This window comes from Roseobacter sp. N2S (assembly GCF_031454055.1).
Taxonomy (GTDB): Bacteria; Pseudomonadota; Alphaproteobacteria; order Rhodobacterales; family Rhodobacteraceae; genus Amylibacter.
Genome location: NZ_JAVDQB010000002.1, coordinates 646,123 through 658,990, shown reverse-complemented (window position 1 = coordinate 658,990; position 12,868 = coordinate 646,123). Strand labels below are relative to the sequence as shown.

The following is a 12,868-nucleotide window of genomic DNA, read 5'->3' as shown; positions in this document are numbered from 1 at the left end:
TTTCGGGAAAGCGAAAAATATGACCTTGCCAAATATGCACGATGCTGAACCCATTCCTGCCGCCGCACAGGCAGAAATTGAACGTCTTTTGCAATCAGGGGATTTATTTCGCTACACCGCCTCTGAAAATGCGCCTGTGACTTTGCTGGAACAAGAATTTGCCGAAGCGTTAGGGGTAAAATATGCGCTCGCCGTATCCAGTTGCTCGGCTGCATTGTTCCTAAGCCTAAAGGCGTTGGATCTGCCGCGCGATGCCCGCGTGCTGATTCCGGGGTTCACCTTTGCGGCGGTGCCCTCGGCTGTGATCCACGCGGATTGTGTGCCGGTTCTGTGTGAAGTGGGTGAAAACTACCGTATTGATCTGGCGGATTTTGAACACCAGCTTAGCGATAATATCGCCGCGGTGATTGTCAGCCACATGCGCGGACATACGTCTGATATGGATGCGATTATGGCCCTGTGTGATGCCCGCGATATTCCCGTGGTCGAAGATGCGGCCCATTCCCTTGGCACCACATGGAAGGGGCGCAACATCGGCACCATCGGGCGTGTGGGGTGTTTTTCCTTCCAAAGTTACAAACTGATTAACGCAGGTGAGGGTGGCATCCTGATCACCGATGATGCGGATCTGGTGGCCCGCGCCGTGATCATGTCTGGCGCCTATGAACACAACTGGAAGAAACACGGCCACCTGACCAATGCTTTCGCGCGCTGGCAGAACAAACTGCCCCTGTATAATCTGCGCCTGTCCAACCTGTCAGCCGCCATCATCCGCCCGCAAATCGCTGAAATCCCCCGCCGTGTTGCCGATGGTCGGCGCAATCACGACAGACTGGCCGCTGCGCTAAATGCAACGCCGTGGTTGAAGGTACCCGAACCGCTTATCGGTGAGGTCCGCGCCCCCGACAGCATCCAGTTCAATTTATGCAACCTGCCTGATGCCGAATGCGAGGCTTTTGTCCATGAAGCCAGCCGCTTGGGCGTCAAAGTGCAACTGTTCGGCCTGTCCCGTGACAACGCCCGCGCCTTTTGGAACTGGCAATTTCTGCCCGAACACCGAGAACTGCCAAAAACCCGTGCCATGCTGATGCGCGCCTGTGACGTACGACTGCCCGCACGCCTGAGCGAAGCCGAAGTAGACGCCGTCGCCCAAGTTATCGTGATGGCAGCGGAAAATTGCTTTACGCAGCCCCGCGCTTTTGGCACCTGAGTAAGGTCAAGCAAATCACGGCTACCGTGTTTTCAGACTTGCGCTCTTGTGGGGCGCGCGTCAAAACGCGGGTATGGCCTTTGTGAATAAACCCCTCCTGACGGTTCTCCTCCTGTGGTTCGCAGGCTTGGGGGCGGCAGCGCAGTTTGCCAAATTCTCGCTGGTCTTTGCTGATCTTTCCGCATTTTACAGCACCTCTGGCGCAGGATCGCTACTGGGGTTTCTGGTGTCTGGCATCAGCCTGCTCGGTATCGTTTTCGGCCTTGCCGCAGGGGTGATCGTGGCGCGTTACGGTGTGCGCCGCTTGCTGATTGCAGGCATGCTGCTGGGCGCGGTCGTGTCCGTGATCCAAGCCACCTTGCCCGCGCTGGAATGGATGCTGGCTGTGCGCCTGATAGAGGGCGCGTCCCATCTGGTCGTCGTGGTCGCCGCACCGACCCTGATTTCTCAGATCACCAAGCCGCAATTCCAACCCCTCGCCATGAGCCTGTGGAGCACGTTTTTCGGCGTTGCCTACGCCTTGACCGCTTGGTTCGGCACACCGCTTGTGGCCCATTTCGGCATTACCAGCCTGTTCTGGGTCCATGCGATCTGGATGCTGGGCATGGCTGCCGCCCTCTGGGCAGTTCTCCCGCGCGATGTGATCCCGCCCCGCACCCGGACTGAGGGTTTGCTGCGCCAACACCTGACAATCTATAGCGATCCGGCAAAATCAGCACCCGGCCTTGCGTGGCTGTGTTACACGCTGACCTTTGTGGCCATCCTTACCGTCATCCCGCCGTTTATCGCTCCGGAAAGCCGCACGCTGGTGTTGGGAATTATGCCGCTGGCGGGTATTTCAGTGTCGATGACACTGGGTGTTCTGCTGCAACGCTGGATGTCCGCTGTCAATGTGGTTGTGCTTGGCTTTTCTGGTGCGGCGCTGGCAACTGTATGCTTTGCGATTTCAAACGGGAATCCGGTCTTTGTGGTCCTGCTGTTCGCCTCGCTCGGCTTTGTCCAAGGGGCCAATTTCTCAGCCATTCCGGCCCTTAACCCAACCGCCGAAGGCCGCGCCCATGCCCAAGGTGCTGTGGCGCAGATGGGCAATCTTGGTAACACGCTGGGCACGCCGGTTGTGCTTGTGATGATCGGGTGGATGGGATTCTACGGCCTGATTGTCTTTGCGTTGTTGGCTTACGGCGCTGGCATCGCCGTTCACCTCGGCCTCGCCCGTAAACGCGCCAAAATCACGCCCGCCTAGGTCTTCTTTTGAGCGGAAATACCTAATCCCCCCCTCGAAAATCAGCCAAACCTTAGCCAACAGGCAACCCGGCATCCTTTTTCAACTGCTCCATCACAATCTTGGTCTGCACCCGCGCCACAGCCTCATGGGGCAGGAACACATCATGCACCAGCGTGTTCAACGCCGCCAGTGATGGGCAATAAACCCGCAGCATGTAATCCGCCTCACCTGTTAAGGTCCAAAGGCTGACCACCTCGGGGCGATCTTGTGCCAAACGCTGGAATTCCCGCGCGTTTGTCGGCGTGTGACCTGACATGGACACCTGCACAAAGGCCTGCACCGAAAGCCCTAGTTTGGCTGCATTCAGTACCGCGTGATAACCAATAATATAGCCCTCGGACTCTAACCTTTGCCGACGCCGCCCGATCTGGCTGGCTGACATGTTCAGACGTTCCGACAGTTCTTGCGCGGTGGCGGTGGCATTTTCCTGTAGGGCGGACAACAGGCGCAGGTCGGTGGAATCAAGCATGATGTTTTGCCTTTGTGCAATTTTCATGCAGGATATTTGCCTAATATGCGCCAATCAATCAAAAAATCAACAAAGCCCCCCCGATTATGCGCACATTTTGCGCGCATCTGGGGATATTATGCACGAAACACGCAACACCAACCGGAGGTTTCCCATGGGCCCGTTTCCACACGACGCACCAAAGTCTACCATTTCTGATATTAACCCGGCAGGCACCGACGGTTTCGAATTCGTCGAATTCGCCCACCGCGACCCCGAAGAGCTGCGCAAGTTGTTTATCAAGATGGGCTATGAACATACCGCCACCCATAAGACCAAAGCGATCGAGTTGTGGCAGCAGGGCGACATTACCTATGTTCTGAACGCCGAGCCTGGCTCTTTCGGTATGCGCTTTGTGGACGATCACGGCCCTTGCGCCCCGTCTATGGCGTGGCGGGTTGTGGATGCGCAACATGCCCATGACCACGCAGTCAAACTGGGTGCGGAATCCTACACGGGCGACGATAAATGTCTGGATGTTCCAGCGGTTGTGGGCATCGGCGGGTCACTTTTGTATTTCGTTGACACCTATGGCGAAGGCGAAAACGCCTATGCGGATGAATATGATTTCCACATCACTGACAAACCCGAAGGCGTGGGCTTCTACTACCTTGACCACCTGACCCATAACGTGATCCGCGGCAACATGGACACATGGTATGCATTTTACCGTGATACCTTCAACTTCCGTGAAATCCGCTTCTTTGACATCGCAGGGAAAGTAACCGGGCTGACCTCCCGCGCCTTGACCTCGCCCTGTGGACGGATTCGTATTCCGATCAACGAAAGTGCGGATGATAAATCCCAGATCGAAGAATACCTGCGCGAGTATAAAGGCGAAGGCATTCAGCACATCGCCGTTGCCGCCAAAGACATTTACGCGGCAACAGATGAAATCAACGGACGGGGTTTGGAATTCATGCCACCGCCTCCGCCGATGTACTACAAAATGTCCCACAAACGGGTTGCAGGCCATGAAGAGCCGATTGAACGGATGGAAAAGCATGGCATCCTGATTGATGGCGAAGGCGTGGTGGACGGCGGTGAAACCCGCATCTTGCTGCAAATCTTTTCCAAGACTGTGATCGGGCCGATCTTCTTTGAATTTATCCAGCGCAAAGGCGACGACGGCTTTGGCGAGGGCAACTTCAAAGCCTTGTTCGAAAGCATCGAAGCCGACCAGATCGAGCGCGGCGTGATCCAAGCGGCGGAATAACGGATACTATGACACTGGATTGGACTGATTTTCCCGACGCGCCAGCCGCGGGTACGCCCCTTTGCGCCGACAATGCGCTGGGCAGGGGGGTGACCGCACTGACACTGGGGGAGTTTCCGGTTCTGGTACTAAAGGACGATGGGGGCACACGGGCATTTGTCAACGCCTGTCCCCATCAGTTCCTGCCGCTCGACAGCCGCGGGGATGTGCTGGGTGCGGATGGCACGCGGCTGATCTGTACCAATCACGATGCGGTTTTTGATGCGCAGACAGGGCAGGGGGTGTCGGGCTTTGGATTGAATTGCGCGCTCAGCCCGATCCCTTTGAAACAGCGCGGTTCGGATTGGGTGATTGGCGGCTAATCCGTCCAACCCTGCCCGTCGTTTACCTCAAACCTTAAAACTTATCTAAAATCTGCGTGATTTTTTTCGGGCCTCCCCGAGGGTTCGACCTATGTGCACTGCGATGATGCCATAAAATAACTGGTTTTATGGCATCAAACGGGTATCATCTTTCAAATGAGGCTGCACAGGCAAATCTATGGACGGGACTAAAGCGCAGGATCAACAGTTTTCTCAACAGACAACATCGCCGTTGGTGGGTATGCAGATTATCACCGCGACGGGTGAGGTGTTCAATCACGTTGACCAGAACGACCCTATGTGGGCTGGTGAGGGGGACCGTGCCGTGCGTGTGCCCGTGGCCTTTGCCGCACCGTTTCAAAAACCACCCCATGTGACGGTCGGGGTTTCGGGAATGGATACATCCCACGCCCAAAATCTGCGCTTCAACATCGCCGCCGAAGACATCACCCGAGAAGGTTTCGTGTTGGCCTTTGTGACATGGGATGACACCAAAATCGCCCGTGCATCCGCCAGCTGGTCCGCAATCGGTTCCGCCGTTCCGGTCAGTGCCTTGCGGCGTGGCGGAAACGGCTAAACGGCTTTAACGGCAGGTTTTATCGGCCATGGCGCCAAAAGCTTTGTAGCGCAGCCAGAATTTTTCTTTGTGTTTGTCATCGGATTGGCGGGTTTCTTGGGCCAAATCCGGGTCTTTAAAGAATTTTGCCGCCAGATGTTGATCGGTGCGGGTCAGCTGATTGTCCGCCACACGCTGGATGCAGACACAAAGACTGGCCGCGACGCGCCGTTCAGATGATTTGCAAGCCCGCTCGATTTTTCCAGCAGCCACAGGGGATGCAAGCAAGGCGATAATAGTCGCCGTTAAAATATGTTTCATTACCACCTCAATATGGCGCATTTGGCGCTCGTTAACGGATCTTTTGCCAGAAAAAGCGGGTTGAGGCAAGTTTACCCGCAGCTAAGTCGGGGTATTGCGACAATTATTCTGCGAACGGTTATTTCGGGCGGGCTGCTATCGGAGGGCATCGCTTTGATTGTTGCTTTTGGGCGGTGGCCCCCTTGTTTGGAAAACGCGCGCGAAACAGGGGGGATTTGTTCAATCCCCATTGACCAAACCCCGCTTTCCATCCATATCCAAAACCATGACAGACCTATCAAAAATCCGCAATTTCGCCATTGTAGCCCATATCGACCACGGCAAATCCACGCTGGCGGATCGGCTTATTCAATCCACTGGCACCGTGGCCGATCGCGACATGAAAGAGCAGATGCTCGACGCGATGGATATCGAACGGGAACGGGGCATTACCATCAAGGCCAATTCGGTTCGGATCGAGTATACGGCGCTGGACGGCGAACATTACGTTTTGAATCTGATCGACACCCCAGGTCACGTGGATTTCGCCTATGAGGTCTCCCGCTCCATGCGTGCGGTGGAAGGCTCTCTCTTGGTCGTAGATTCCACCCAAGGGGTCGAGGCGCAGACGCTGGCCAACGTCTATCAAGCGATTGAAGCGAACCATGAAATTGTGCCTGTCCTGAACAAAATCGACCTGCCGGCATCTGAGCCAGAGCGGGTTTGTGAACAGATCGAAGATGTGATTGGCATTGATGCGTCGGATGCGATTTTGGTTTCGGCCAAATCAGGCATCGGCATTCCTGATGTTCTAGAGGCGATTGTCACCCGCCTGCCTGCGCCAAAAGGCAATCCCGAAGCGCCGCTCAAAGCGATGCTGGTGGACAGTTGGTACGATGCCTACCTCGGTGTTGTCGTATTGGTGCGCGTGATTGACGGGTTCCTGCGCAAGGGCGATCGGGTTCGTATGATGGCCTCGAACACGGTGCATCTGGTGGATCGGGTCGGTGTTTTTCGCCCGCAGATGGATAACATTGACGTGCTTGGCCCCGGTGAAATGGGCTTTCTGACAGGCTCGATCAAACAGGTGCGCGACACTAAAGTGGGCGACACGATTACGTCCGAGAAAAAGGGCTGTGAAACCCCGCTTCCTGGTTTTGCGCCCAGTCAACCCGTTGTTTTTTGCGGGCTTTTCCCCGTAGACAATGCTGAATTCGAAGACCTGCGCGAGGCGATTTCTAAACTCTCCCTGAATGACGCGTCTTTCAGCACTGAAATGGAAACCTCTGCCGCACTGGGCTTTGGCTTTCGCTGTGGCTTCCTTGGCTTGTTGCACCTTGAAGTGATCCGTGACCGTCTGGAACGGGAATATGACATCGAACTGATCACCACAGCGCCAAGCGTGATCTATCATATCCACATGCGGGACGGCACAATTACCGAATTGCACAACCCGGCTGACATGCCCGATCTGACCCATGTGGACCATATCGAGGAACCGCGCATCAAGGCGACGATCCTTGTGCCGGACGAATACTTGGGTGACGTTCTGAAACTGTGCCAAGACCGCCGCGGTATCCAGCTGGACCTGACCTATGCGGGGACGCGTGCGATGGTTGTGTATGACCTTCCTTTGAATGAAGTGGTGTTCGACTTTTATGATCGCCTAAAATCCGTAACAAAAGGTTACGCCAGCTTCGATTATCAAATGGAAGGCTATCGCACCGACAAATTGGTGAAGATGCAGATCCTTGTGAACGAAGAACCTGTGGACGCGCTGTCTACTATGGTTCACGCGGATCGCGCCGAAACACGGGGGCGGGCGATGGTTGAAAAGCTCAAAGACCTGATCCCGCAGCACATGTTCAAAATCCCGATCCAAGCCGCCATCGGTGGCCGGATTATCGCACGCGAAACCTTGTCTGCGCTGCGAAAAGATGTGACGGCCAAATGTTATGGCGGCGACGTTTCGCGTAAGCGTAAACTTCTGGACAAGCAAAAAGCCGGTAAGAAGAAGATGCGTCAGTTCGGCAAGGTTGATATCCCGCAAGAGGCGTTTATTTCGGCACTGAAGATGGACGGCTAAGTGAGGCTTCCAACATTATTTTGAGGTTCTTTGCATATGCGTGGCCCAAAATAACATTTTTCGAACAAAAAGGCGCAGAAACCTCTGCGCCTTTTGCGTTTTGAAGTTTGTTAAATAAAGTTGCCGTCGTCCATCATGTCGCTGCGTGTGACGTCCTCGACCAGAACTTTAATGTCGTCGTAGCTTAGCAATACGTCCCCGCCTTTTTTGATAAATTTAATCTCATCTACATCGGCGCCCGCTAAATTGATCCGATCTTGGCCCAATTGGAAATCCTTGATGGTGTCCTTGCCGTCGCCCGCTTTGAAGACGAAGACATCCGCGCCTTTGTGCCCCCAAAGCTTGTCATTGCCGCCGCCGCCAATAATCTTGTCCTTGCCGCCGCCGCCTTTCAACACATCCGCGCCGCCGCCGCCCTTTAGCACGTCATTGCCAGAGCCACCCTCGACCTTGTCCCGTCCAATGCCGCCGTTCAACGCGTCTTTGCCTGCGCCAGAGCGTAGAATGTCATTGCCGCTGCCGCCGAAAACCTTGTCGTTGCCGGCCAGCCCCAGCAGTTTATCATCGCCGCCGCCGCCGGAAAGATAGTCATCAAATGCAGTGCCGGTCAGGGTTTCGGCGCTGTTGTCGCCATCAAGGCGGATGCCGCTGTCAACCGGATCGCCGCTTAGGGCTGCAATCAGGTCGGTGCCGGGGCCAAAACCTGCCAGATGTTCACGGATGACGTCAAAACCCTCAGTGATGAGAGAATGATCGCCGTCGATGAATTCTTCCAATACGCCGATGGCTGCGTTGATTTCGGCAGCACCCAGTCCAAGGCTGCTCATCTGCGTGCGGATTGTGGGCAGGATGTTCGCGATGAACGACCAGTCAAAAGAGTCAAAGGCGGTTTCTACGGAATCCAGCAGGGTCAGGTAGTTCCCAACGGTCATTTTTGAGATATTTGTCCAGTTAAACCCGTTGATCAGGTCCGTATTTCCGGAAAATGAAACAAGACTGCTGACATATGCCGCCCAAGATTCTAGGTCTTTTGGATTGGTAAGAAACACGCTGTAATCCTTTCAGTGAAATGAAGTTGTTGAATGGACGGAAATCTGCCGACAAACATACGGTCACGCAAGTTATTTTTGGGTTAATTCGCATGAATGAACGGAAAATTTAGACTTTGATGGGACAGTGAATACCAAGGGTTGTGTTTTGGCTGCTACGGGCTTGTTGGCAAAGGGGGAATTCTGGTACAGCGGCGCTGATCCAACAAAAGGCTTGCTTTAATGTCTTGTGCCCTGTGCCAATCAAATGATGCCGTCAGCCCCTTTGGGGTGCCTCGGGACGGTGTCTATTCAAACGTCGATCTCTGCGCGGTCTGTACTGCGCAACAAACCGGCGAACCTGACCCGAACCACTGGCGGTGCCTGTCGAATTCTATGTGGTCCGAGGATGCGGCAACGCAGGTCTTGGCCTATCGTATGTTGTCACGCCTAGAAGCCGAGGATTGGGCCCGTGACCTGAAAGACATGCTCTATCTTGACGAAGAGACATTGGCTTGGGCGGAATCCGGTGTGATCCGTGACACCGGTCATCGTGACAGCAACGGGGTTTCACTAGCCAATGGAGATACCGTTGTTTTGATCAAGGATTTGCCTGTTAAAGGCGGTGGTTTTACGGCCAAACGGGGCACTGCTGTGCGGGGCATTTCACTGGTTCTGGACAACCCCGCCCATATTGAGGGACGGGTTGAAGGCCAGCGTATTGTGATCCTGACGGCCTTTGTTAAGAAGAAATAGGTGTGAAAAGAAATACGCTCGCAGAAAAGCTGCGGGCATTTACCGTTAATTTACGGGTTGCCGATTAAGTGAGGCATGCTCAGATGTCTTTGCCTCGCCTTTTTTGGCCTTTTAATTGCCTGCACAACTCCCTCGCCGGATTATATCTGGGCGGATGCGCCATCAAAAACGGTGCAGGTGCGGGATAATGTTTTTAAGGTTTATTATTTGGCCAGTCATGCACAGGCGATACGGGAAACCCCAAACTCCCGCGCGCCTGTGACCGTGTTACAGGCGCAGGCGTTGGTGGCCATTGCACGGGTGACAGGGTGTCGTGTACTTCGCCAAACGGTGGTCGGCGGGGCTGTTCACACGGATGCCCGCATCAATTGCGATACGGGTTAACCCGTGCGAAAGTTTGATGTCAGGCCCAGAAGGCTTGGTTTTTGCGTTGGGTAAAGATGAACACACAGCTTAACAAAACGAGCAAGGCTGGAATGCCACCTTGCAGCGGAGTGAAGGCAACATGGAAATAAACCGCGCCTGCCATGATGATCGCAATGCCCAAGGCTGCCAAGGCTTGCAGGCGGGGCAACCAGATGCCAATCGCGCCGGCCAATTCGCAAGCACCAATGAAATAGCCAAACCAGCTTGGCAGTCCCATCATCGGAAATGCGCCAAGCATGGCTGGATTGCCGCTCAACTTACCATAGCCGCCTTTTAGCATTATCAACGTGACGAGCACAGATAGGCCCCAAGTTACATATTTAAACATTCGAATTCTCCTTCAGTTGGCGGCTTTCTATCAAGATTTTACCCGCAAAATTAGCCGATTTTTCCTACATCAGCGTTGCTAGAAAACGAACAATAGGTGCCTGGTATTGTGGTTCTACTTTGGTGGGTTCAATAGCAGAACCAAAGTCGTGTTGAGAATCACAGAAGACCCCTTTATCGTCGGCTTATCCTTTGGGGGGATAGTTTTGTGAGTGATAAAGTAATTGACGCGGCAGAGGCCGAGATCGACGCCATGGTGTCGGACAAATTCAGTTTCCGTAAAGGATCGTTGCTGGCCAAATTGCGCCGCGCAGGGCGTCGATTGCCAAAAGGCGTGGCAGCGGATGTGGCCTATCTGGAATCTGCACGGCGTCGCACGGCCCATCCACGCAGACGTGGCCAGGTGGATCGCAAACGGGTGGATGCGATTGTTTCCAGCCAACGAAAAGCCTTTGATCGCGTTGATATTGCACGGGATAAATCCCGCGAACGGATTAATTGGCTCGGGGCTTTGGTGTTGAACCTGATGATGTTCGGCGTGGTCTATTTTGCGCTGCTAAAATGGCTGGGCGCTATTTGAAACTGACTTAATCATTTCGGCATCCCCCGTGCAGACCAATGGCCTGAACGGAGAATGCTATATTTTATAAGGCCTTAGTGGGCTGGCCGTATGAACGTGCCGTTGCGCAACTCTTTGAATGCCTGTTGCAGTTCGGCCTGTGTGTTCATCACAATCGGCCCGTGCCATGCCACAGGTTCCTCGATCGGTTTCCCCGAAATAAGCAGAAAGCGGATGCCTTCCTCGCCAGCTTGAACGGTCACACTGTCGCCCGTGTCAAATTTCACCAAAGTGCGATTGCCAGACATATCGCGGATATTAACCTCTTCACCCATCACCTCTTTTTCCAGCAAAACCCCCGTCGGGCTAGACGCCCCGGCGAACACGCCAGCCCCTTCAAAAACATAGGCAAAGGCGCGGCGATAGGTGTCTACCGGCAGGGTCTTTTTCACACCCGCAGGCACATAGACATCCAGATATTGCGGGTCGGCGGCAATGCCGTCCACAGGGCCGGTTTTACCCCAGAAATTGCCAACGATCACTTTGACGCGGGTGCCGTCGTCTTCAAGAATGACGGGGATTTCTTTGGCCTCTACATCTTGGTAACGCGGATCGGTCATTTTCAGATCTTTGGGTAGATTGGCCCAAAGCTGAAACCCGTGCATTTGCCCGTTGGCGTTGCCCCGTGGCATTTCCTGATGCAGGATTCCCGATCCAGACGTCATCCACTGAACATCCCCAGCCGCCAGTTTGCCTTCATTGCCAAGGCTGTCGGCATGATCCACCTCACCCGAAAGAACATAGGTGATGGTTTCGATGCCGCGATGGGGATGCCAGGGAAAGCCCTGCGCATAATGAGAGGGGATTTCGTTGCGAAAATCGTCGAACAGCAGAAATGGGTCAAGCTCGGTCGGGTCGTTGAACCCGAAAGCACGATGCAGATGAACGCCAGCGCCTTCCATCGTTGGCTGGGCCTGGCTGGTGGATTTTACGGGTCGGATTGACATGGTCATGACTCCTCTATGAAACGTGTTTGGTGTCAATTTAGGGATTTACAGCCCCTTCGCCAAGCGGCCCGAATGCAAAGCAGTGTTCGTCCTGTGGCAACGATGGGTTATATTCCTAACCAAAAATGCCCCGTTTCCCCAAGATTTTCACAGGCTGTGTCGCAGACAGGCTATCCTTTTGTGGCACTACGGCTTGTGATGGGGATAGGAAACTAAAACAGGGCAGAACAAATGAAAGTCGGATTTATAGGTCTGGGAAATGTAGGGCACAAGCTGGCAGGCAGCCTGTTGCGCAATGGTGTGGATTTAACCGTGTTGGATTTGAACCCCACATTGATGGACGCAATGGTGGCAAAAGGCGCGAAGGCGGCGCAGTCTGCTGGTGAATTGATGCAGGATTCCGATGCGGTGATCACATGCCTGCCTTCGCCCGCCGCGTCTGATGCCGTGATGCAAGACATGCTGCCATTTGTCGGCACGGGTAAAATCTGGATGGAGATGTCGACCACCGATCAGGCCGAAGCAGAACGGCTGGGCGGACAGGTGATCGCAGCGGGTGGTGCAGCAGTCGATTGCCCCGTATCAGGCGGGTGCCACCGCGCGGATACAGGAAATATCGCCATTTTCGCAGGCTGTGATCGGGCAACATTTGACAGGGTTCTGCCGCTGCTGACGATTATGGGGCGGCGGGTTTTGCACACGGGACCGCTCGGTTCGGCCTCGATGTTGAAGGTGCTGACGAATTATCTGGCAACGGTTCATCTGGTCGCCAATGCCGAGGCATTGGTCACAGCCAAAGCCGCTGGGATGGACCTGAACACCACATATGAGGCGATCCGCATCAGTTCGGGCAACTCTTTTTCCCATGAAACCGAAAGTCAGGTGATTTTGAACGGCTCGCGGGATATTTCTTTCACCATGGACCTTGTGAAAAAGGACATCGGACTGTTCCAACAGATCGCAGAGCGCAACAATGTACCCCTTGAAATCTCGCCCCTGTTAGGGCGGATTTTTGACGATGGCATTGCCAGATACGGTACGCGCGAACTGTCCCCAAACATTATAAAGCGTCTGGAAGAGGCAACAGGGTTGTCCATTCTAGCCCCGGGTTTCCCGCCCGAAATGACCGATGATGAACCCGAAGCGGCTGGGTATGAGGTGGTGCCAAAGGGCCGATGATCGCAAGATTGCGCCGCTATTCTGCTGTTACCCGCCTGTTGGTGAGGCAGCCAAGTTCCCGCT

15 protein-coding genes are annotated in these 12,868 nt (G+C 54.5%); 10 read left to right on the top strand and 5 right to left on the bottom strand.

The genetic code is table 11. The annotated features are described in order from the left end of the window. Positions 1-19: 19 nt before the first annotated feature. Entirely contained in the window at positions 20-1,210 is a 1,191-nt protein-coding gene (locus tag GGE09_RS08970) for an aminotransferase class I/II-fold pyridoxal phosphate-dependent enzyme (protein WP_309745765.1), read from the top strand. Positions 1,211-1,292: 82 nt separating this feature from the next. Next, on the top strand, positions 1,293-2,453 hold the full coding sequence (locus tag GGE09_RS08965; RefSeq protein ID WP_309745764.1) for an MFS transporter: 1,161 nt from the start codon (positions 1,293-1,295) through the stop codon (positions 2,451-2,453). A gap of 52 nt (positions 2,454-2,505) precedes the next feature. Here the strand turns inward: GGE09_RS08965 and GGE09_RS08960 are convergent, their stop codons facing one another. Beyond that, positions 2,506-2,964 carry an Lrp/AsnC family transcriptional regulator gene (locus GGE09_RS08960; protein WP_309745763.1) on the bottom strand — a complete coding sequence of 153 codons (459 nt, stop codon included), beginning with the start codon at positions 2,962-2,964 and terminating at the stop codon, positions 2,506-2,508. Between the two features lie 154 nt (positions 2,965-3,118). Here GGE09_RS08960 and hppD point away from each other — a divergent pair, with 154 nt between their 5' ends. The 3 genes from hppD (at position 3,119) to GGE09_RS08945 (ending at position 5,158) form a co-directional block, all read left to right on the top strand. Then, positions 3,119-4,219: a 4-hydroxyphenylpyruvate dioxygenase gene (hppD, locus tag GGE09_RS08955; protein ID WP_309745762.1), complete on the top strand. Its 1,101-nt coding sequence runs from the start codon at positions 3,119-3,121 to the stop codon at positions 4,217-4,219. An 8-nt stretch (positions 4,220-4,227) separates the two neighbouring features. Next, positions 4,228-4,581, top strand: a complete 354-nt coding sequence (locus tag GGE09_RS08950; RefSeq protein WP_309745761.1) for a Rieske 2Fe-2S domain-containing protein — start codon at positions 4,228-4,230, stop codon at positions 4,579-4,581. Positions 4,582-4,759: 178 nt separating this feature from the next. Beyond that, a complete protein-coding gene (locus GGE09_RS08945) occupies positions 4,760-5,158 on the top strand; it encodes an H-type lectin domain-containing protein (RefSeq protein WP_309745760.1) in 399 nt (132 codons plus the stop codon). A gap of 6 nt (positions 5,159-5,164) precedes the next feature. Here the strand turns inward: GGE09_RS08945 and GGE09_RS08940 are convergent, their stop codons facing one another. Further along, on the bottom strand, positions 5,165-5,458 hold the full coding sequence (locus GGE09_RS08940) for a hypothetical protein (protein ID WP_309745759.1): 294 nt from the start codon (positions 5,456-5,458) through the stop codon (positions 5,165-5,167). A gap of 265 nt (positions 5,459-5,723) precedes the next feature. On the opposite strand from GGE09_RS08940, the gene lepA reads away from it, so the two are divergent. Continuing rightward, positions 5,724-7,523: a translation elongation factor 4 gene (gene lepA, locus GGE09_RS08935; RefSeq protein ID WP_309745758.1), complete on the top strand. Its 1,800-nt coding sequence runs from the start codon at positions 5,724-5,726 to the stop codon at positions 7,521-7,523. 110 nt (positions 7,524-7,633) lie between these two features. Here the strand turns inward: lepA and GGE09_RS08930 are convergent, their stop codons facing one another. Next, a complete protein-coding gene (locus GGE09_RS08930) occupies positions 7,634-8,572 on the bottom strand; it encodes a M10 family metallopeptidase C-terminal domain-containing protein (protein WP_309745757.1) in 939 nt (312 codons plus the stop codon). Between the two features lie 222 nt (positions 8,573-8,794). On the opposite strand from GGE09_RS08930, the gene GGE09_RS08925 reads away from it, so the two are divergent. Continuing rightward, on the top strand, positions 8,795-9,307 hold the full coding sequence (locus GGE09_RS08925) for an alkylphosphonate utilization protein (RefSeq protein ID WP_309745756.1): 513 nt from the start codon (positions 8,795-8,797) through the stop codon (positions 9,305-9,307). A 207-nt stretch (positions 9,308-9,514) separates the two neighbouring features. Beyond that, positions 9,515-9,691, top strand: a complete 177-nt coding sequence (locus GGE09_RS08920; RefSeq protein ID WP_309745755.1) for a hypothetical protein — start codon at positions 9,515-9,517, stop codon at positions 9,689-9,691. Positions 9,692-9,710: 19 nt separating this feature from the next. On the opposite strand, the gene GGE09_RS08915 is transcribed toward GGE09_RS08920, so the two are convergent. Then, positions 9,711-10,061 (bottom strand): DoxX family protein, encoded by a 351-nt coding sequence (locus tag GGE09_RS08915; RefSeq protein WP_309745754.1) that lies wholly within the window; start codon positions 10,059-10,061, stop codon positions 9,711-9,713. A gap of 207 nt (positions 10,062-10,268) precedes the next feature. Between GGE09_RS08915 and GGE09_RS08910 the strand changes: the two genes are divergently transcribed. Continuing rightward, the gene (locus tag GGE09_RS08910; protein WP_309745753.1) at positions 10,269-10,640 is read left to right on the top strand and encodes a hypothetical protein; all 372 of its coding nucleotides are present in this window, start codon (positions 10,269-10,271) and stop codon (positions 10,638-10,640) included. 74 nt (positions 10,641-10,714) lie between these two features. Here the strand turns inward: GGE09_RS08910 and GGE09_RS08905 are convergent, their stop codons facing one another. After that, a complete protein-coding gene (locus GGE09_RS08905) occupies positions 10,715-11,626 on the bottom strand; it encodes a pirin family protein (protein WP_309745806.1) in 912 nt (303 codons plus the stop codon). A 231-nt stretch (positions 11,627-11,857) separates the two neighbouring features. Here GGE09_RS08905 and GGE09_RS08900 point away from each other — a divergent pair, with 231 nt between their 5' ends. Further along, the gene (locus tag GGE09_RS08900) at positions 11,858-12,805 is read left to right on the top strand and encodes an NAD(P)-dependent oxidoreductase (RefSeq protein WP_309745752.1); all 948 of its coding nucleotides are present in this window, start codon (positions 11,858-11,860) and stop codon (positions 12,803-12,805) included. The last annotated feature ends 63 nt before the right edge of the window (positions 12,806-12,868 follow it).

Bases quoted from the DNA above. Each gene is read 5' to 3' on its own strand.
- GGE09_RS08900 (WP_309745752.1), top strand. From the start codon at position 11,858: ATGAAAGTCGGATTTATAGGTCTGGGAAATGTAGGGCACAAGCTGGCA.
- GGE09_RS08960 (WP_309745763.1), bottom strand. From the start codon at position 2,964: ATGCTTGATTCCACCGACCTGCGCCTGTTGTCCGCCCTACAGGAAAAT.
- GGE09_RS08945 (WP_309745760.1), top strand. From the start codon at position 4,760: ATGGACGGGACTAAAGCGCAGGATCAACAGTTTTCTCAACAGACAACA.
- GGE09_RS08940 (WP_309745759.1), bottom strand. From the start codon at position 5,458: ATGAAACATATTTTAACGGCGACTATTATCGCCTTGCTTGCATCCCCT.
- GGE09_RS08925 (WP_309745756.1), top strand. From the start codon at position 8,795: ATGTCTTGTGCCCTGTGCCAATCAAATGATGCCGTCAGCCCCTTTGGG.
- hppD (WP_309745762.1), top strand. From the start codon at position 3,119: ATGGGCCCGTTTCCACACGACGCACCAAAGTCTACCATTTCTGATATT.
- GGE09_RS08915 (WP_309745754.1), bottom strand. From the start codon at position 10,061: ATGTTTAAATATGTAACTTGGGGCCTATCTGTGCTCGTCACGTTGATA.
- lepA (WP_309745758.1), top strand. From the start codon at position 5,724: ATGACAGACCTATCAAAAATCCGCAATTTCGCCATTGTAGCCCATATC.
- GGE09_RS08950 (WP_309745761.1), top strand. From the start codon at position 4,228: ATGACACTGGATTGGACTGATTTTCCCGACGCGCCAGCCGCGGGTACG.
- GGE09_RS08970 (WP_309745765.1), top strand. From the start codon at position 20: ATGACCTTGCCAAATATGCACGATGCTGAACCCATTCCTGCCGCCGCA.
- GGE09_RS08905 (WP_309745806.1), bottom strand. From the start codon at position 11,626: ATGTCAATCCGACCCGTAAAATCCACCAGCCAGGCCCAGCCAACGATG.